This window comes from Pseudomonas fluorescens (assembly GCF_012974785.1).
In the GTDB taxonomy this organism is placed as follows: domain Bacteria; phylum Pseudomonadota; class Gammaproteobacteria; order Pseudomonadales; family Pseudomonadaceae; genus Aquipseudomonas; species Aquipseudomonas fluorescens_BT.
This window is the reverse complement of the sequence record NZ_CP027561.1, coordinates 4,692,915-4,708,824: the sequence shown is the minus strand read 5'-3', so window position 1 is coordinate 4,708,824 and position 15,910 is coordinate 4,692,915. Positions and strand designations below refer to the sequence as shown.

General features: G+C 53.3%; 21 protein-coding genes and 5 tRNA genes. 14 read left to right on the top strand and 12 right to left on the bottom strand.

All coding sequences use genetic code 11. The features are described from left to right. Positions 1-33: 33 nt before the first annotated feature. The 6 genes from C6Y56_RS21365 (at position 34) to C6Y56_RS21340 (ending at position 2,287) form a co-directional block, all read left to right on the top strand. Positions 34-1,275 carry an aspartate kinase gene (locus C6Y56_RS21365; protein ID WP_169431529.1) on the top strand — a complete coding sequence of 414 codons (1,242 nt, stop codon included), beginning with the start codon at positions 34-36 and terminating at the stop codon, positions 1,273-1,275. Positions 1,276-1,463: 188 nt separating this feature from the next. Beyond that, on the top strand, positions 1,464-1,652 hold the full coding sequence (gene csrA, locus C6Y56_RS21360) for a carbon storage regulator CsrA (RefSeq protein WP_002554426.1): 189 nt from the start codon (positions 1,464-1,466) through the stop codon (positions 1,650-1,652). Between the two features lie 62 nt (positions 1,653-1,714). Continuing rightward, a tRNA-Ser gene (locus tag C6Y56_RS21355) sits at positions 1,715-1,805 on the top strand. A gap of 107 nt (positions 1,806-1,912) precedes the next feature. Continuing rightward, a tRNA-Arg gene (locus C6Y56_RS21350) sits at positions 1,913-1,989 on the top strand. 72 nt (positions 1,990-2,061) lie between these two features. Next, positions 2,062-2,138 (top strand) — tRNA-Arg (locus tag C6Y56_RS21345). Positions 2,139-2,210: 72 nt separating this feature from the next. Next, positions 2,211-2,287, top strand: a tRNA-Arg gene (locus C6Y56_RS21340). A gap of 19 nt (positions 2,288-2,306) precedes the next feature. Here the strand turns inward: C6Y56_RS21340 and C6Y56_RS21335 are convergent. Next, positions 2,307-2,825, bottom strand: coding sequence for a cell envelope protein SmpA (locus C6Y56_RS21335; protein ID WP_169431528.1), 519 nt, complete (start codon positions 2,823-2,825; stop codon positions 2,307-2,309). A gap of 320 nt (positions 2,826-3,145) precedes the next feature. On the opposite strand from C6Y56_RS21335, the gene mgtE reads away from it, so the two are divergent. After that, a complete protein-coding gene (gene mgtE / locus C6Y56_RS21330; RefSeq protein ID WP_011335525.1) occupies positions 3,146-4,588 on the top strand; it encodes a magnesium transporter in 1,443 nt (480 codons plus the stop codon). A gap of 114 nt (positions 4,589-4,702) precedes the next feature. Here the strand turns inward: mgtE and C6Y56_RS21325 are convergent, their stop codons facing one another. Beyond that, entirely contained in the window at positions 4,703-5,029 is a 327-nt protein-coding gene (locus tag C6Y56_RS21325; protein WP_003178899.1) for an Arc family DNA-binding protein, read from the bottom strand. Between the two features lie 389 nt (positions 5,030-5,418). On the opposite strand from C6Y56_RS21325, the gene phnN reads away from it, so the two are divergent. Beyond that, positions 5,419-5,988, top strand: a complete 570-nt coding sequence (phnN, locus tag C6Y56_RS21320; protein WP_169431527.1) for a phosphonate metabolism protein/1,5-bisphosphokinase (PRPP-forming) PhnN — start codon at positions 5,419-5,421, stop codon at positions 5,986-5,988. Here phnN and C6Y56_RS21315 read toward each other — a convergent pair. Both C6Y56_RS21315 and C6Y56_RS21310 read right to left on the bottom strand, forming a co-directional pair. Then, the gene (locus C6Y56_RS21315) at positions 5,963-6,142 is read right to left on the bottom strand and encodes a PA3371 family protein (RefSeq protein ID WP_169431526.1); all 180 of its coding nucleotides are present in this window, start codon (positions 6,140-6,142) and stop codon (positions 5,963-5,965) included. The two genes, phnN and C6Y56_RS21315, sit on opposite strands and share 26 nt — an antisense overlap. Positions 6,143-6,162: 20 nt before the next feature. Beyond that, positions 6,163-6,393: a hypothetical protein gene (locus tag C6Y56_RS21310; RefSeq protein WP_169431525.1), complete on the bottom strand. Its 231-nt coding sequence runs from the start codon at positions 6,391-6,393 to the stop codon at positions 6,163-6,165. 283 nt (positions 6,394-6,676) lie between these two features. Here C6Y56_RS21310 and C6Y56_RS21305 point away from each other — a divergent pair. Both C6Y56_RS21305 and C6Y56_RS21300 read left to right on the top strand, forming a co-directional pair. After that, a tRNA-Arg gene (locus C6Y56_RS21305) sits at positions 6,677-6,753 on the top strand. A 125-nt stretch (positions 6,754-6,878) separates the two neighbouring features. After that, on the top strand, positions 6,879-7,664 hold the full coding sequence (locus C6Y56_RS21300) for a hypothetical protein (RefSeq protein ID WP_169431524.1): 786 nt from the start codon (positions 6,879-6,881) through the stop codon (positions 7,662-7,664). Here the strand turns inward: C6Y56_RS21300 and C6Y56_RS21295 are convergent. Then, positions 7,661-8,272, bottom strand: coding sequence for a recombinase family protein (locus C6Y56_RS21295; RefSeq protein ID WP_169431523.1), 612 nt, complete (start codon positions 8,270-8,272; stop codon positions 7,661-7,663). The two genes, C6Y56_RS21300 and C6Y56_RS21295, sit on opposite strands and share 4 nt — an antisense overlap. Before the next feature lie 209 nt (positions 8,273-8,481). Here C6Y56_RS21295 and C6Y56_RS21290 point away from each other — a divergent pair, with 209 nt between their 5' ends. Both C6Y56_RS21290 and C6Y56_RS21285 read left to right on the top strand, forming a co-directional pair. Continuing rightward, positions 8,482-9,273 (top strand): hypothetical protein, encoded by a 792-nt coding sequence (locus tag C6Y56_RS21290; RefSeq protein WP_212633394.1) that lies wholly within the window; start codon positions 8,482-8,484, stop codon positions 9,271-9,273. After that, positions 9,266-9,667, top strand: coding sequence for a hypothetical protein (locus C6Y56_RS21285; RefSeq protein WP_169431522.1), 402 nt, complete (start codon positions 9,266-9,268; stop codon positions 9,665-9,667). Before C6Y56_RS21290 ends, C6Y56_RS21285 begins: the two co-directional genes overlap by 8 nt. A 73-nt stretch (positions 9,668-9,740) precedes the next feature. Here C6Y56_RS21285 and C6Y56_RS21280 read toward each other — a convergent pair whose 3' ends face one another. The 6 genes from C6Y56_RS21280 to C6Y56_RS21255 are packed head-to-tail and all read right to left on the bottom strand — an operon-like array spanning position 9,741 to position 12,609. Next, positions 9,741-10,325, bottom strand: coding sequence for a tail assembly protein (locus tag C6Y56_RS21280; RefSeq protein ID WP_432760312.1), 585 nt, complete (start codon positions 10,323-10,325; stop codon positions 9,741-9,743). Between the two features lie 3 nt (positions 10,326-10,328). Continuing rightward, the gene (locus C6Y56_RS21275; protein ID WP_169431521.1) at positions 10,329-10,691 is read right to left on the bottom strand and encodes a hypothetical protein; all 363 of its coding nucleotides are present in this window, start codon (positions 10,689-10,691) and stop codon (positions 10,329-10,331) included. 38 nt (positions 10,692-10,729) lie between these two features. Then, complete coding sequence (locus tag C6Y56_RS21270) at positions 10,730-11,563, bottom strand: hypothetical protein (RefSeq protein ID WP_169431520.1); 834 nt, start codon at positions 11,561-11,563, stop codon at positions 10,730-10,732. Continuing rightward, positions 11,560-11,778, bottom strand: a complete 219-nt coding sequence (locus tag C6Y56_RS21265; RefSeq protein WP_169431519.1) for a hypothetical protein — start codon at positions 11,776-11,778, stop codon at positions 11,560-11,562. Before C6Y56_RS21265 ends, C6Y56_RS21270 begins: the two co-directional genes overlap by 4 nt. Beyond that, the gene (locus tag C6Y56_RS21260) at positions 11,765-12,196 is read right to left on the bottom strand and encodes a hypothetical protein (RefSeq protein WP_169431518.1); all 432 of its coding nucleotides are present in this window, start codon (positions 12,194-12,196) and stop codon (positions 11,765-11,767) included. The genes C6Y56_RS21265 and C6Y56_RS21260 overlap by 14 nt, the downstream gene beginning before the upstream one ends. After that, positions 12,193-12,609 carry a DUF5681 domain-containing protein gene (locus C6Y56_RS21255; protein WP_085730375.1) on the bottom strand — a complete coding sequence of 139 codons (417 nt, stop codon included), beginning with the start codon at positions 12,607-12,609 and terminating at the stop codon, positions 12,193-12,195. Before C6Y56_RS21255 ends, C6Y56_RS21260 begins: the two co-directional genes overlap by 4 nt. 784 nt (positions 12,610-13,393) lie before the next feature. On the opposite strand from C6Y56_RS21255, the gene C6Y56_RS21250 reads away from it, so the two are divergent. Beyond that, positions 13,394-14,155, top strand: coding sequence for a hypothetical protein (locus tag C6Y56_RS21250; protein ID WP_169431517.1), 762 nt, complete (start codon positions 13,394-13,396; stop codon positions 14,153-14,155). A 288-nt stretch (positions 14,156-14,443) separates the two neighbouring features. Further along, the gene (locus tag C6Y56_RS21245) at positions 14,444-15,136 is read left to right on the top strand and encodes an AbiV family abortive infection protein (RefSeq protein ID WP_169431516.1); all 693 of its coding nucleotides are present in this window, start codon (positions 14,444-14,446) and stop codon (positions 15,134-15,136) included. A 94-nt stretch (positions 15,137-15,230) separates the two neighbouring features. Here C6Y56_RS21245 and C6Y56_RS21240 read toward each other — a convergent pair whose 3' ends face one another. After that, positions 15,231-15,893 (bottom strand): DUF4145 domain-containing protein, encoded by a 663-nt coding sequence (locus C6Y56_RS21240; protein ID WP_169431515.1) that lies wholly within the window; start codon positions 15,891-15,893, stop codon positions 15,231-15,233. Positions 15,894-15,910 lie beyond the last annotated feature (17 nt).

Sequence of the window (15,910 nt, the reverse complement as noted above, 5' to 3'; positions counted from 1 at the left end):
TGGGCGCCCTTCATGGGCAGAGGCGGCTTTGAAATGGCTTTGATCGTACAGAAATTTGGAGGCACCTCGGTCGGCACTGTCGAGAGAATCGAGCAGGTCGCCGACAAGGTTAAGAAATTCCGCGATGCCGGCGATGACCTGGTGGTTGTGCTGTCTGCAATGAGCGGCGAGACCAACCGTCTGATCGATCTGGCCAAGCAAATCAGTGGTGACGATCAACCGGTTCCGCGCGAGCTGGACGTGATCGTTTCCACCGGTGAGCAGGTGACGATCGCCCTGTTGGCCATGGCGCTGATCAAGCGCGGTGTGCCGGCGGTGTCGTACACCGGCAATCAGGTGCGGATCCTGACGGACAGTGCGCACAATAAAGCGCGTATCTTGCAGATTGATGACCAGAAGATTCGTGGTGACCTGAAAGCCGGTCGCGTGGTTGTGGTCGCCGGTTTCCAGGGCGTCGACGAGCACGGCAACATCACGACCCTGGGGCGTGGCGGTTCCGACACTACTGGCGTAGCGCTGGCCGCTGCGTTGAAGGCTGACGAATGCCAGATCTACACCGACGTCGATGGTGTCTACACCACTGACCCGCGTGTGGTGTCGGTCGCTCAGCGTCTGGACAAGATCACCTTCGAAGAGATGCTGGAAATGGCCAGTCTCGGCTCCAAGGTGCTGCAGATCCGCGCCGTGGAGTTCGCCGGCAAGTACAACGTTCCGCTGCGCGTACTGCACAGCTTCAAGGAGGGTCCGGGCACCCTCATTACTATTGATGAAGAGGAAACCATGGAACAGCCGATCATTTCCGGCATCGCTTTCAACCGCGATGAAGCCAAGCTGACCATCCGTGGCGTGCCAGACACCCCGGGCGTGGCGTTCAAGATTCTCGGCCCGATCAGTGCCGCGAACATCGAAGTCGACATGATCGTGCAGAACGTCGCGCACGATAACACCACCGACTTCACCTTCACCGTGCACCGCAACGACTACCAGTCCGCGCAGACCGTGCTGGAAAACACCGCTCGCGAGATCGGTGCCCGTGAAGTCGTCGGCGACACCAAGATCGCCAAAGTCTCGATCGTCGGCGTCGGCATGCGCTCTCACGCAGGCGTGGCCAGCCGTATGTTCGAATCCCTGGCGAAAGAAAGCATCAACATCCAGATGATCTCGACTTCGGAAATCAAGGTTTCCGTAGTGATCGAGGAGAAATACCTGGAACTGGCCGTGCGCGCCCTGCACACGGCTTTCGAACTGGATGCTCCGGCCCGTCAGGGCGAGTAATCCTGGTCAGTGAAGGGCGCGGTCTGACCGCGCCCTTTATTTTTTGAATGGCGCGAGCCCCTGAACTGTTCTTTTGCTCGCGCTGGTCAATACTCAGGCATGTAGGGCTACGATCGCTCCGGTTGTAGGTCGGGTGCCTTTTTTTTGCAGACTGTTGTCCCTGAAATGATTCGCGTGAGGAGAAAGGTATGCTGATTCTGACTCGTCGGTGCGCAGAAAGCCTGATTATCGGTGATGGCGAAATCACCGTGACCGTGCTCGGCGTCAAAGGAAATCAAGTGCGTATCGGCGTCAACGCCCCGAAAGAGGTGGCCGTGCACCGTGAGGAAATTTACCTGCGTATAAAGAAAGAGAAGGACGAAGAACCAAGCCATTAATTTTTATCGATTTTTATGTTTGCAAACGGGGAAGAAGGTGGTTAATATACGCCCCGTGTTGCGGAGAGCTGGCCGAGTGGCCGAAGGCGCTCCCCTGCTAAGGGAGTACACCTCACAAGGGTGTCGGGGGTTCGAATCCCCCGTTCTCCGCCATTATTTGCTTAGTACGTTGTAATCTGGCTTTTTCTGTAAGTTGTTGAAATTAATAGAAAAAGTGGTTGGAATAGAGATTAGACGGGCTATAATGCGGCGCAACAAATGCACTCGTAGCTCAGCTGGATAGAGTACTCGGCTACGAACCGAGCGGTCACAGGTTCGAATCCTGTCGAGTGCACCATTTAAGAGTTGGTTACAGCAATGTAAATGACTCGGCTTCAACCAGGTGTGATCTGGTCTAACAAACACAAATGCACTCGTAGCTCAGCTGGATAGAGTACTCGGCTACGAACCGAGCGGTCACAGGTTCGAATCCTGTCGAGTGCACCATTTAAGAGTTAGTTGCAGCAATGCAAATAACTTGGTTTCAGTCAGTTGTGGTCTGGCCTAAAAACACAAAATGCACTCGTAGCTCAGCTGGATAGAGTACTCGGCTACGAACCGAGCGGTCACAGGTTCGAATCCTGTCGAGTGCACCATATACCAAAAAGCCCGCGTTTAACGCGGGCTTTTTGCTGTCCGGGATTTGGCTTTTCCCGTCACACATCCTTTCTCATCAAAATCGACTTGAGCACTGCGGCCTCGCTTGAGGTCGTAACGATAGCTCGTTACCGAATTGCGAATGCTGATCTTGTCGGGTTTGCCCAAGGCACTTTCAACATCCTGTTGGCTCATGCCGGCGATGATTCGTTGATTGATGATTGCTTCGCGTTTCTGTCGCGCGTCGATCAGGTCTCCGCATTTGTCCTGGGTGCGCCCGACGACGGCCATTTCTCGTTTTCTGATATTCATACCGGATATTTCTTCGTGTCGGGCTTCGGGTATCAGTGTCACGGTCGAGCCAGGCGAGTAGGGGCGAACTTCCTGCAGTGAAAGGTGCTCATCGTTCGCACAACTCAATGTCGTGAACGTGACGCGACCATCAGAAGCTTCGCAGCGATGAAGTGTCGTTGCGTTCCCGATGGCGGGCAGGCAGAGCAGGGTGGTCAGCATGAATCGAGATGTTTTCGATGGCATTCGGCGTCCTCCTTGACGATCCTCATCAAGCGTAGCCGGCAGTTTTTTCATCGCCGGTGTGTTTTCTTTTCAGGATGAGTCGTCGCAGTGTGGAGAATCAGGACAGCGCTCAGGTTTGTCTCGCAAGCGCTTGTTTCAGGCTGGATTTTTTAACGTTTAAAACCGTCAGGCGGTGTATCATTGCGCCCGTCAGCCCCGCCGGGGCTTATGGAAAACCTCCATGGACTTACCCAGTAGTTACTCAGTACCCCGTTTCACCAATCATGAATTGACTGATTGATCCTTCCGGCGTGCCCCGCTGCTGGGAGTGGAGTTCGCCTATGTCCGAAATCGAAGTAAAGAAAACACAGGAAAGCCTGCAGGATCGCCTGGCTCAGGTCGTTGAGCTGCTGCAGCGCCAGCGGGTCGTCGAGGATCTGACGCACCGCCAGGAAGGCCCGCATCATGACCGGGTCGAGAACCTGGTCCACCGGCAAAATCTCGTCGAGCTGCAACGCAAGCTCGATGATCTGCACTCCGCCGACGTCGCCTATATTCTTGAAGCCCTGCCGCTGGACGACCGTCTGACGCTCTGGCAACTGGTCAAGGCTGATCGCGACGGCGACATTCTTCTTGAAGTATCCGATTCCGTCCGTGAAACGCTGATCGCGGACATGGATGACCACGAGCTCCTGGCTGCGGCCAAGGACATGGATGCCGACGAACTTGCTGACCTGGCCTCCGAGCTGCCGCGAGACGTCGTCCATGAGCTGATGGAGACTCTGGATCAGCAGCAACGCGAGCGTGTGCGTTCGGCTCTCTCCTACGACGAGGAGCAGGTCGGTGCGCTGATGGACTTCGAGATGGTGACCATCCGTGAGGACGTCAGTCTTGAAGTGGTTCTGCGCTACCTGCGTCGCCTGAAAGAGCTGCCGGGCCACACCGACAAACTGTTCGTGGTCGATTACGACGGTGTGCTCAAGGGTGTACTGCCGATCAAGCGTTTGCTGGTCAACGATCCGGAGAAACAGGTTTCCGAGGTGATGGCCAGCGATCCGGTGAGTTTCCACCCGGATGAAGACGCCTACGACGCCGCGCAGGCGTTCGAGCGTTACGACTTGATCTCGGCCCCGGTGGTCGACAAGAACGGCAAGCTGATCGGCCGTCTGACCATCGACGAAATGGTCGACCTGATTCGTGAGGAGAGCGAAAGCGAAGTCCTCAACATGGCGGGTCTGCGTGAAGAGGAAGACATCTTCGCGTCTGTCTGGAAGTCCCTGCGCAACCGTTGGGCGTGGCTGGCGATCAACCTGATCACGGCATTCGTCGCATCCCGGGTGATCGGCCTGTTCGAGGGCTCGATCGAGAAGCTGGTGGCTCTGGCGGCGCTGATGCCGATCGTGGCAGGCATCGGCGGCAACTCCGGCAACCAGACGATCACCATGATCGTTCGCGCCATGGCGCTCGATCAGGTCAGCACCGGTAATACTTCGCGCCTGATGCGCAAAGAGCTGGCTGTGGCGTTGATCAACGGCCTGGTCTGGGGCGGAGTGATTGGTGTGGTGGCTTACATGCTCTATGGCAGCTGGTCACTGGGGGTAGTGATGACTGCCGCCATGACGTTGAACCTGCTGCTGGCAGCGTTGATGGGGGTGTTGATTCCGATGACCCTGGCCAAGATGGGCCGCGATCCGGCGATGGGCGCCAGTGTGATGATCACGGCCATGACCGACAGTGGTGGCTTCTTCATCTTCCTGGGGCTGGCGACGATTTTCCTGCTCTGATTGCCTGTATCGAAACAGCCCGCCAATTGGCGGGCTTTTTTTCGTCCCTGAAAAACTCAAATTGCGGGCAAAAAAAAGCCAGCATTCATGCTGGCTTGAGATGTTCGGCTTGACTCAGGATGCGTCTGCGGCCATTTCGGCGTCGTGGGCGATCAGAGACACCAGCGCGTTCTGCTGGCGATGGGAGAGTTGACGGAAGCGTTGCAGCAACTCGCGTTCGTGCAGCGAAAGCTCCGGGCTGTCGAGGCGCATGCTCAGCTCTTCGCCCAGTGCGCCTTCCTGAATAAGACTCTGCTCAAGGCGCGCAATGATCTCGGAGTTCATGCTGCGATGATGATTGCGAGCCACCTCGGCAATGCGTTCACGCATTCCGTCTGGCAGACGTACGACGAACTTGTCAGCCGTACGGCTGGAATAAATTGCCTGTTTCAATGGGCGCATATATTTAACCGGTTAGTTCAGGGGAGCGGTTCTCGGGATTGGCCGCAGGATGAGTTGTAGGACATGCATCCGGGCCAAATGGTTCAACCTGAATTGTTAAGAGGCTCGCATCATGCCTCAAAATTGCCAGATCATTGGCGTCAATTCTGTGACAAATATTGATCCGGGTAAAGGCGTAATGCCAGCACCAATTATCAGAAATGCGGACTGGTTTGAAAAGAATGCATCGGCCCGTATCGCTGACCGCGTCCTGAAGCGCACGAACTGATGTCTGAAGACTTCGGACCGTGCATGCTATGCGGCTAAAATCCTTGTTCCTTACCTTGTACAGGATAGTGGCAAATGGCCGATTTACTAGGGGCAAATGCCCGTCGGAGGGCGTTTTCAGGATGGATGGCAGGCTGATTTATCTCATGGGGCCTTCCGGCTCCGGCAAGGACAGTCTGATTGAGGCTGCACGCGTGCCACTGCATGCGTTGAGCTGCGAAGTAATACGTCGGGTGATCACGCGTTCGGCTGAATCGGTGGGGGAAGATGCGATCGGTGTGGCGCCGCAAGAGTTCGAACGGCGGCAGCGTGCAGGTGAGTTTTCTCTGGCATGGGAGGCCAATGGCCTGGCCTACGGGATCCCGGTGGAAATGGACCAATGGTTGAAAGCCGGGAAGCATGTGCTGGTGAACGGCTCGCGTGCGAACCTTCGACAAGCGCTGGAAAGCTACCCCACACTGGTGCCAGTGTTGTTGACGGTTCGGGATGATGTCCTGCGCGAGCGCCTGCTTCGGCGCGGTCGGGAGACCCTTGAACAGATCGATGCACGGCTCGCCCGCAATGCGCTGTTCAAGGAAAGGCGTTCAATCGACAGGCCTGTGCACCTGATCGACAACTCGGGCGACCTGGCGGATGCCGTCGGTCATTTGCTGGAACTGGTCAGGCTCAGCGCAGTACCGGATCAAACTTGATTTTGCGCCCGGCAACCAGGGCCAGTACAAACAGGACAGCGAAAACGCCGCAGCCAATCAGGGGCAAAGAGATTTCTGTCTCTTCGAATAGCGAGAAATGCAGAACACCGCTCAAGAAAGCGAGGATCAACAACCCCAGGGCGGATTTGGACATGCGGTACTCCGGAAAATGATTCAAAACACCAGGCGTTCAGGCATCTGTGTCGTCGGTGCCTGATCTGGCTCGCTGACGTCTTGCGCGGTAAAACCATGCTGGTCGTTCAACACCGCCCATTGCGGCGCCTTCTGCACCTGCAGGTAATGGGGCATACGCTGGGCCACGTCCTCGTTGTGCTGGGGGATGAAATGAAAACCCACCAGAACCGTCAGGGCAACTGCGTTTGCGAGCAAGAGGAAGCGGTTCATGAGGCAATGCTCCGTTTGTTCTTTTGCAAGAACCTGAAGCAGCCGTCGTGCCAATAGTCTAACCGCTGTTAAGTCCTTTAAAAACAAGCATTTGGAAGGGTTTCCAGAGAGGCGTGGGTTGCATTCTGCAATGATGGCTTTTTTGCGGTGATGCAAATTGCACGACAAAACGTCCCACGGCTTTGCGAGGCGCCTGCCTACACTTAAAAAGCCCTGCGGACGACATGACAAATCAGGGCCCGGCCGTTAACATGCACGCCGTCTGTCGCACCGGCAGTCCTGTGTCCCAGTAGCTCAATTGGATAGAGCATCCCCCTCCTAAGGGGAAGGTTGGCAGTTCGAACCTGCCCTGGGACACCATATTTTAAAAGGCTTTCAGGCTTTTTCCTCAACCAGGTTTCTGTCGTATGGGTGCAGGGTGGGTGCAGAAAGCTGGAAATGCTACCCGATAACCATTGCTCGAACTGAATGCAAAGGATTGTGTCGTGATTGATTTCTTAATCAGCAACTGGATATCGATCGCTTCCATTTTTATCGGCTTCGGCGGCTCTTACCTTTTTTACCGACTTCAGCAGAACAATTCGGTTTCAGCCTCTTCTGAGAGGACCAAGCACGCGACGGTCGAGCTTCTAGACGTTGTTGAGAGCTACATCATCAACAAGCAAGATCTGTCTCGATCTCTGATAGATAACCTAATCCAAGCTTCAGAGCGCTTCCACACCGTGCTCCTGCGCCCCTCTTGCACACCCGTCACTCTTCTTCAAGACGTGGCTTTGCGGCTCCAGAGAAGCCGTCATCTTAATATTCCTCAAAAAACTGAGTATTCGACCAAGATTGATGAGCTGATCACTAAGGTCAAATCAGAGCTAGAGCCATTAACTTGGGAAAAGATGAAGGCTGATACCGCTCAAATCATCAGTGGTGTTCTCGAGGTTGTGCCGGAAGAGCACAAAGAACAAGTGGAAAAAAGCCTTCATGTCCTTGGTATGATTGGGGAGATTGCCAAGAATGAGGGGCTGTTAGTAAGCATGGCAGATAAGGTAGGACCGTCCAGTTGGATGTCTGTTACGGCCATGGGAGTCGCTGCCTCACTGGCCGTATCTGTAGTTGCCAGCCGTGTATTTTTCGGATCGGGAGATCTGCTGAGCTCGGAGGAGGGGCGCCTTATACTCATTCTGGCGACCGGAACAATTGCCGTTCTTTCCGCCGCTGTCGGTGTTCAAGCGTTCCGCAGCTACTTCCGATATCGCGAAGTAATTAAGGATTTTTAGAGGCTGTCTCTAATCCTTAGCACAGTAGTTGTGGAGCAATTTGCATGGCGCGCTGTCGCGCGAATGCCTATGCCGGCATTAAGTAGCTCCCTGACCCGTTTGTGTAGATCCATATCGACCGGCCGCCCTTGGTATTTGCCGGCTAGTTTAGCCTTTTCGATCCCCTGGGCTTGGCGTTCGCGACGCTGCTCGTAATCCTTTCGAGCGATCGCCGCCATCATCTCTACCAACATCGAATTGATTGCGCCCAACATCCGGCCGGTGAATTCGTCCCCCTTCGTGTCCTGCATTCCCTGGTGACTAGTCGGTAGGTCGAGCGCGACAATGCGCAAACCCTTTGAGTCGATCGCAGCCTTAAGTTTCTGCCAATCCTCTACAGGAAGACGTGAGAGGCGGTCTATCGACTCCACCAGCAACACGTCACCCTTGCGCGAATCTTTGAGCAGGCGCAATAGCTCAGGCCGATCTGCCGAGGCCCCGCTGGCGTTCTCCAGGTAAATGCTCGCGATCACCTTGTTGTGGTCGGTGGCGAATTGCTCAAGTGAGGCCCGGGCTCGGCCGGCGTCCTGCTCTTCGGTCGATGCTCGGAGGTATGCGCGGATGAACATGATGTGCTGCCCGTATCAGTTAAGGTGTTCTACTAATACTGTTGCACTATGAGTGTCACTTATCAAGCCGAATGCGCAAATAAACGTGAATTTGCGCGTATCAGCTCGGGCATGGCTTTATGCTACGATGAGCCTCGCCCCGTTTTTCAGCTAGATAATGCCAAACGGGTTAAATGTAAAAGGTGTTTCGTTATTATAGGGAGTTAATGATGTATGCCGGTTTTGATTTGAGCGTCGATCTAGGTTTTTGCCAAGATTTTTATACAGACGGAAAAATTTTGCACGATGCGCACAAGAGATTGGTAAAAAATAAGCTAGACTCTTTTAAGAAGCCTGATGGCGGACTTTGGGCTGAAAAAATTGTTGCTGAATGGTTTCCTCCAGTCAAAGCTGATGTTTTTCTTTCTCATTCACATAAGGATGAACCAGCTATTATAGCTTTGTCAGGCTGGCTTCATAAGCAATTTGGATTGAGCTGCTTTATTGACTCGTCAATATGGGGGTATTCGGCTGATCTTTTAAAGATGATTGATGACGAGTATTGCTACGATAAAGAGCGAAAAATCTATAATTACGATGATCGCAATAAATCTACTAGTCACGTCCATATGATGCTGTCCACTGCACTGACAAAGACAATGGACTCTTGCGAGTGCGTGTTCTTCGTTAATACTCCAAACTCAATAAAGATTGATGAGTCTATAAAAGGTTCAGGCACAACTGAGTCGCCTTGGATTTTTTCTGAAATTGCAATGACTAAGCTTCTGAGAAAGAAGGAGCTTCGTGAGCATCGCCGTATGATTGGCGAAGCAATGGATAGCGCCGGTTTGGAGAGCTTCGAGAAGAGCTTGCGCATCCACTATGATGTTGATTTATCTCATTTGCAGCATATAAATAATTCAACACTCTCAAGCTGGCTTGAATATCAACGGCGCGAAGCTCCAAAGTATCCTCTTGATTTCCTTTACGGAGTTAAAAAAGAGGGGGCTATTTATGGATGAGAAAATTGCACACCTCACATTTATACAAGGTGTGGTCAATCGAATGGCTGCAAATTCATTTCTTGTAAAGGGATGGACGATCGCCCTTATTGCGGCGCTATTAGCTATCGCTGCTGATAAAATAACCTTTGCATATATGTTGGTTGTTTTGGTGCCGGTTATGTTGTTCTGGTGGTTGGATAGTTATTATTTGATGCAGGAACGGCTTTATCGTGAGCTTTATAAAGAAGTTTCGCAGAAGGCCTCTGGTTCTATAGATTTTAATATGGATTCTTCAATTTATAAGGGAAGGGTAGAATCTTTTTTTAAAATTGCGAGAAGCTCTTCGGTGGGCCCCTTCTATCTTGTTATCGTAGCTTTGCTGGTAGTGATGTATTTTAGATCGTGCCATTGATTTTTCTATTTAGCCCGCCATTTGGTGGGCTTTTAGGTCATTAATAGTCATTTTTTGGTTGGTATCAGGTTGGCTAGAACCTGTCTTCAGCATGGATCGACGCCGAAATGATGATGCCGCCCCATCGGCGCACGCCGATGCAAATCGGCACCGGGTTGCCGCTGGCCGTGGTGTTCTTGGCGCTGCCGAAGGCGTATGACGGCGCGTTTTCCGGGGATGCGCTCTGCTTCAGGCCGGTGGCTTGTGGGCTGAGCATCTGAATGACGCCGCCGGCGGCGAGTGCAATACCTGGTGCTAAGGTCGCGCCGTTCGTTACAGAGCTCATGGCGATCAGAACCACGCCAAGTACAGTTTGAAATAGACCTGCACGCTTGCTCCCAGCGATTACCGGGACGATCCGGATCTCCTGAGCGCCACCCATCTTCAGCTCGCGCTCGCCGATGTTCTTGCGGTTCCGAAACACTGCGAATTCGAGACCTTTCCGTTTGGCATCTGCGAGGTACTTCGCAAACCCAGGGTGATTGACGTCGATCGCTTTCACAGCTTCCCGCGTGTCGCCGGTGGAGAGTTCGTAAATGTGTTCACGCCCGAACAGCTTGCCGGCCGATCCGCTCAGCAGGATTCGGGTTTTGGTTCCGTAGTTGGTGGTCATAGCCATGGTTTACTCCTTGGCGCCCTGGGCGCTGTTGTTGGGTACCGAAACACCCAGTCGGATGGCGAGCAGCGAGCGCGACATATGTGCCTGGTCGACAGTCACCAGTTCGTGGCGTGGGTCGTAGTTCCAGATCCGGTCATAGATCCCCTGGTAGGCCCTTGCACCGCGGTAGGTGCCGCGCAGAAGATCGGCCGATACCCGGGCTTCATCCTCGGTGAAGAACGGCCCGTCAATGGTCACCTTCTGGCCGTCGCGGACGTGCTGGACATCCCACACCACGTAGCCGGAGTCAGGACCTTGTTTGAGTGGGTAGGACGCAAAGCAAGTTGTCTTGCACGCCTCGGCGAAGCACTGTTGGTAGGTGGTCAAGGTATTTGCTCCTGTTTGACGGCCGCACGCCGAACCGATTACGCGGCTTCGGTTTCTTCTTCTGCGGCTTTTGGCTTGCCTCGAGCTGGGATCTTTTCCAGCCAAGCGCGCAACGCTTCCGAGCCGTCACACCCCGATCGCCATTTTTCGAATCGACCTGCGTAGCCTGTCGAGTTGGCAATCATCCCGCTGAGCGACACCCCGACCTGCGAAGTGGTGGCGAGCACATCGTCGTAGACGGCTAGCATTTGGCGAAGAGCGTCAATATCGTCTGCGCGAGAGGCGGCGATGCCCGCCCGGGAAAGGCTCGCTGCTGCTTCAGAGTTGAGGCCAGAGAGCATCGGATTTGCTCTTAGCACTGCTTCGACGATATCGGGGTGACCACCCTGGCGCGCTTCTGACATGAGGTTGCGGCGTTCTTCCGGACTGAGGCTTCGCACAAGGGCTCTCAGTTCTTGGTCTGCGAGAAAGCCTGCGATATCGCTACTCGCGCGCGGAGTGACAGGAGAGAAGCCTTGGGTGACGGTTTGGGCCAGGGTGAGCATATCCTTCGCGACCGACTGCATCGCGGGAAGGAGGGTGTCTGTCACGCCTGCGATTTTTTCTTTGCTCAAGCGCTCGATCGCGGACGAGTTGAAATCTTTGTTTTCTCGGATCGAGACGATCTCTTCGCCGAAGTCTTTGAAGGTCTCCAGCGCCAGTGTTTGAAGCTGGCGAGCGGACTTCATCAAGCCGCCGGCTTGCCATACTCCTTTGGTCCCGTCCGGACGCTGGATAGAGAACGTGTGAGACTCAATGCGGGAGTGCTCGTATTCGGAGTAGTGGAGGTTGGCCAAGCCGACCTTGAGAACTGAGCGTTTGCCGATTTTCATTGCGTTACCTTTGGATTGTTTGGGATTGGAGTCGGGCGGTAGGAGCACGTAGAGGCGTTGAGAATTTCGAGGAGAGACGTTTCCCCAACAGCGGCGCCGCCGACGGCTTCGGCGCTCAACTCGTCCATCAGCTGACTGATCTGCCGAACGTCGCTACTAAACTGGGAGTCGCCGGCGGTCTGCTTCAGGCGGGCGATTTGGTTACGGATGTTCATTGCGTGCCTCCACGATCCGCTGGTATTGCTCTGCAGCGTGTTGCTCAACAGTGACCCCTTCAGGAGGCCACGTAACGATCCAAGCCCCTTCCTCGGGGGCGACGCGCATATCGAGAATGCCCACTTGAGCTGTCCGGCCGGCGCGCTCAATTTGTCGAGTGTGAAGAATGATGGCTTTCGCCATTTGCTCACCCTGGTCGCTATCCATCTCTGCGAAGGGGAAAAAAAGCGATACGTTCCGCCCCTGAATTCGATAGTCGACTTGGTGCCCAGCGGTTTTCGGGAAGTCTTCTTCCGCTTGGATCTCTCTGGTATTTGCTCGGATCACCGCGAGCACAATCAGCAGCACTGTTTCATCTGCGGCACCGATCTTTTGGGCGATCCTTTGCAGTTCTGCTTTCAATGACTTGATGCTCATTGCTGCATTCCCTCCATTTGCGTTCGGAGTTCTTCGACGGCCTTTTGAAGCTCGGCAACCTCGATCACTCGGGCGACGGCGCCCAAGCCTTCAATGAGTGACTTGCCTTGGTCGGGCGCGAGTTGTCCGCCGGCAACTGCACGCATGATTGATTTGGCTGCGCTCGGTAGGTCCGTATCGTCCAGTTCAAATTGCACCGGCTCGGAGGTCGGTTTGATTGGAGGGACAAGGCGTTCAAGGATCAGTCGGCAGGCTTGCATATCGCCCTTCTTAGCAGCCGCGAGCACCTTCTTTGTAACTGCGTCCGCACCCTCGGCAAGTCGAGCGCGAAGTTCCTGTGTTTGCCCGGAGCGCCCACCTGGGTTGCCTGACTGCCCGGGCTTCCATTTCCCGCTCTTGTCGCGCTCAGTCATGCGGCGGGCGATTCCATGGCTATGACCGGTTTGTTTTCCGCAAGCGCGATGAGTAGGGCGGATGCCTGGATGCTTCCTTCGCTGGCAGCGTCGCGCAGGCGACCCCACGCCGCGGCTACCTCTGAGCGAGTCGGTTTGTGTTGTCGACCTCGAGCGGTCTTGGCTGTGTTCATGGGATGGCCTCGAGTGGATTTGAATAGCTTCAAACCCACATTAGGCATGATCTGATCTTATATCCAGTATTTTTTGGGTGCACCTCAGGTGATACACGGAATGGGACTGAATGGGACTGAAATAGTGGTTTTGCCGGGCGAGAAGGGGAGGGATTTTGTTGCAGTAAGTAGCCGGAATCCAAAGTGATACGCGGCTGAGTTTTCAGCCCAGTCATTCATCCTGCAATGCAGGTTGGGAAATTAGAGTGATGGGACTTTTCCTCAATTTGAGGAACTCTCCCCAATGGGGGGAGTTGACGTATCCAGCCCCCAGTGGGGGCTGGACCTGCCATCCCATTTCGGAATGGCAGGTGTCGCGACACGTTTTGCGAATTATGAAAACGTGTCGCGTACTCGATGCGCTCAGTTTTGAGCACATCTTCCCCCGGCGGGGTTTCGAACTACCGAGAAATCCTCAGCGCTTCATCGCAAAGCGAAGTGAGGCAAAATCACTTCGGCCTGGAGGCTCAAAGGTGAGCTAGGATCACCATTAAATAGGCCTGTTCCGGCCTGCTGTCAGGCGTAGCTTCAGCCATACTTGCAAACTGAATTTGACCACTTTCCGAGTGCCTATGAAGCCTTCCGATAAAGCACAGATTTCGAATGGTGATGATTGGAGACTCCAGCTAATCACCCATCTAACGCAGGATTTCACCTCGCCATGGACCGGTACCTTTTCACCCGCGGGGACACGAGTCACTCTCTCGTCAGTGATTCAAATGACGAAGAAGAAACAACTGACAATCCCTCTACCCAATGCCTCAGCTCTGCTACTCAATTCGGCGGCCACAGCGTTTATTGCCGCACGCGAAATTCGTGAGCGAAGTGGCATTGATAAAACCCTTCATTCAGAGGTCAGTTTCCCCTCAGATGAGGAGGCCTTTGATTACATTGAGAAAATGATTGAGTCGATTGTCTTGTCCTTCACGGCGCTTGAGGCGTTCGTTAACGAAACTATTCCTGCAGATTATTTCTATGCACGTCACCGTCGAAGTGAGGTTGTGCTTGAAGCGGTAAATAAGAAAACTGTTGAGCGTCACACACCCATTGATGAAAAGCTGACTATAGTTTTGCCTGAGGTCCTGAAGTGCTCTTCACCCAAGGGGGCTCGGTGCTGGCAGGGATACAAGCAACTAAAGAGTGTTCGAGATCGCATTATTCACATGAAAACCGAAGATCGACGCTCTTCGGGAGTTGAGATAGACAGCATTTGGAAAGCAATTATCCTAGCTCCTGCGCCTCATTTTGCAGCCAAAGCGGTCATTGATCATTTTGTAAGCACTATGAAAGAGAAACCGGCTTGGCATAGAAGATTTCCTCATTCCACCCCATGAAATTCTAATATCGGTGAAGGGTGGGTTTTCCACTTTCGGATTTGAAATCCAGAAGGGTCAAATTTGAGATCTGAGCAAAGCAGGTTGGCTAGCACTGTGGCGACTCCCTCGAACCTGACCGCGTTAGCCGGATGTGAGCAATTCTGCTCGTATCGCGTTTACGCGCGGTGTGTTCAGATTTGAGGTATGAGGACAGACCCTTAGTCATGGTGTACGGCCTGAGAGTATTGGTTAAACTCCACTACTTTTCGCGCGATGAGTTTTTTGGACAAGGAGCATATGGTAGAAATGGCGATTACATCTGAGCAGGAAGCTTTTGCAGTTATTCTTATTGATGGCACTTTGAGCGTATTTGAGAATGCTGACCGGCTGTTTTATGAGGCAGGCGTTTTGGCTGATGTAAAGGCATTTTCTCGAGGGTATTTGTTACATCAGATATCACTTGAAGAGTGCGGAAAAATAGAGATGTTGTGTGCTGCAGTTTGCTCGTGTTTAGTTGGTAATAGGGTGAATATAAAATCGCTTTCTAAGGCGTTTCGGCGGCACGAGGGGAAAAATAAAATGAATGCGTACTTTCTTCCTCGTTCGGAGGCTGAGAAAGTTGCAGAAGAAAATAATGATGTTGCCGCAGCAGTTGGCGCATTTAAGGTGGTTCAGGAAGAGTTTCATCAAGAGTCAAATCGCTTGAAGAACTCATCTTTGTATGTTGATTTTGATGAGGTGTTTACCTCCCCTCAGGATGTTATATCTAAGGATGACTACGAAAAAATTCGCGCGCAAAATGCTGATTTTATGGCACTGACCAATCATAAGGTGCAGACACTATCCAGGTGGAAAAGCGATCTCGCTTCAGCTGCCGGTGAGATTCAAGAGGTTTATGCATTGGTAACGGAAGATCGGCCGGAGGAAAAGTCGCTAACTGAAGCTCGTGAAGCACTGTGGGAGCGTATAAAGACGACTGTGACGCGGCGTAATGGGTGAGCTAGTACGTCAGACTGACACCCACTCGTCACGCAGAGCTCTAACCTGGGCTTTAATGCACTCAAAGCAGAGTGCATCAAAGCTCAGTTGTTGATCACTGAAGGGTCGTCGCGAGGAAGCGCTCCACGTCATCAATCATGCCCCTCACGTCCGCGGCCGTGAACTCCTCCGGTTTACCATGGGCGGCACTGTTGCGGATTGCAGCCAAAGCGGTGATCCGCTTTTTCTGACTGGCGTTGTATGCGCCGGCCTTTGCCAGATCATCGTTCATTTTGTTAAGGCTACCGTGCTCTAGCTCATGGTTAGTACACAGGTCGCGTAAAGTGGTTTCGAGCACAACTCCAGCAATGACTGCCGCGGCTGTTGCGTAGCCCGACTTGAGGAGTTCCTCCGCTTGCTCAAGCTCATTCGTGAAGACATCTGCCTGCACCAGATTCCGGAGTGAGTTGAGGTAACCGCCTTCATAGTCCTCTTTAGCCGCAAGGAAAACCGCGCTCATACGAGTGAGGCGATCGACATTGGAGTCATAAGAGCTGTGCTCTTCTGCTTTGTTGAATGTCTGGAGATGGCTTGAGTTCTCACCACAGGTGCGCTCTATGAGGGATCTTGCTTTAACGCCCCAATTGAGAACCACGTCCGGGGAGAGGTAAGGCTCCATCCTGTCCGTAAAACCATTTCTCCTCATGACGGTATTTTTTTTGAGCTCAATCCATTGTTGCTCAAGTTCGTTGAAGCGCTTCCCGAACAATGCCGTCATTTGGTTTTCCTTCCGTG

Bases quoted from the DNA above. Each gene is read 5' to 3' on its own strand.
- C6Y56_RS21310 (WP_169431525.1), bottom strand. From the start codon at position 6,393: ATGAACCGCTTCCTCTTGCTCGCAAACGCAGTTGCCCTGACGGTTCTG.
- C6Y56_RS21270 (WP_169431520.1), bottom strand. From the start codon at position 11,563: ATGAAAATCGGCAAACGCTCAGTTCTCAAGGTCGGCTTGGCCAACCTC.
- C6Y56_RS21325 (WP_003178899.1), bottom strand. From the start codon at position 5,029: ATGCGCCCATTGAAACAGGCAATTTATTCCAGCCGTACGGCTGACAAG.
- C6Y56_RS21245 (WP_169431516.1), top strand. From the start codon at position 14,444: ATGGCGATTACATCTGAGCAGGAAGCTTTTGCAGTTATTCTTATTGAT.
- C6Y56_RS21280 (WP_432760312.1), bottom strand. From the start codon at position 10,325: ATGGCTATGACCACCAACTACGGAACCAAAACCCGAATCCTGCTGAGC.
- mgtE (WP_011335525.1), top strand. From the start codon at position 3,146: ATGTCCGAAATCGAAGTAAAGAAAACACAGGAAAGCCTGCAGGATCGC.
- C6Y56_RS21255 (WP_085730375.1), bottom strand. From the start codon at position 12,609: ATGACTGAGCGCGACAAGAGCGGGAAATGGAAGCCCGGGCAGTCAGGC.
- C6Y56_RS21365 (WP_169431529.1), top strand. From the start codon at position 34: ATGGCTTTGATCGTACAGAAATTTGGAGGCACCTCGGTCGGCACTGTC.
- C6Y56_RS21250 (WP_169431517.1), top strand. From the start codon at position 13,394: ATGAAGCCTTCCGATAAAGCACAGATTTCGAATGGTGATGATTGGAGA.
- C6Y56_RS21265 (WP_169431519.1), bottom strand. From the start codon at position 11,778: ATGAACATCCGTAACCAAATCGCCCGCCTGAAGCAGACCGCCGGCGAC.
- C6Y56_RS21295 (WP_169431523.1), bottom strand. From the start codon at position 8,272: ATGTTCATCCGCGCATACCTCCGAGCATCGACCGAAGAGCAGGACGCC.
- C6Y56_RS21260 (WP_169431518.1), bottom strand. From the start codon at position 12,196: ATGAGCATCAAGTCATTGAAAGCAGAACTGCAAAGGATCGCCCAAAAG.
- phnN (WP_169431527.1), top strand. From the start codon at position 5,419: ATGGATGGCAGGCTGATTTATCTCATGGGGCCTTCCGGCTCCGGCAAG.
- C6Y56_RS21290 (WP_212633394.1), top strand. From the start codon at position 8,482: ATGTATGCCGGTTTTGATTTGAGCGTCGATCTAGGTTTTTGCCAAGAT.
- csrA (WP_002554426.1), top strand. From the start codon at position 1,464: ATGCTGATTCTGACTCGTCGGTGCGCAGAAAGCCTGATTATCGGTGAT.
- C6Y56_RS21335 (WP_169431528.1), bottom strand. From the start codon at position 2,825: ATGCCATCGAAAACATCTCGATTCATGCTGACCACCCTGCTCTGCCTG.
- C6Y56_RS21240 (WP_169431515.1), bottom strand. From the start codon at position 15,893: ATGACGGCATTGTTCGGGAAGCGCTTCAACGAACTTGAGCAACAATGG.
- C6Y56_RS21285 (WP_169431522.1), top strand. From the start codon at position 9,266: ATGGATGAGAAAATTGCACACCTCACATTTATACAAGGTGTGGTCAAT.
- C6Y56_RS21315 (WP_169431526.1), bottom strand. From the start codon at position 6,142: ATGTCCAAATCCGCCCTGGGGTTGTTGATCCTCGCTTTCTTGAGCGGT.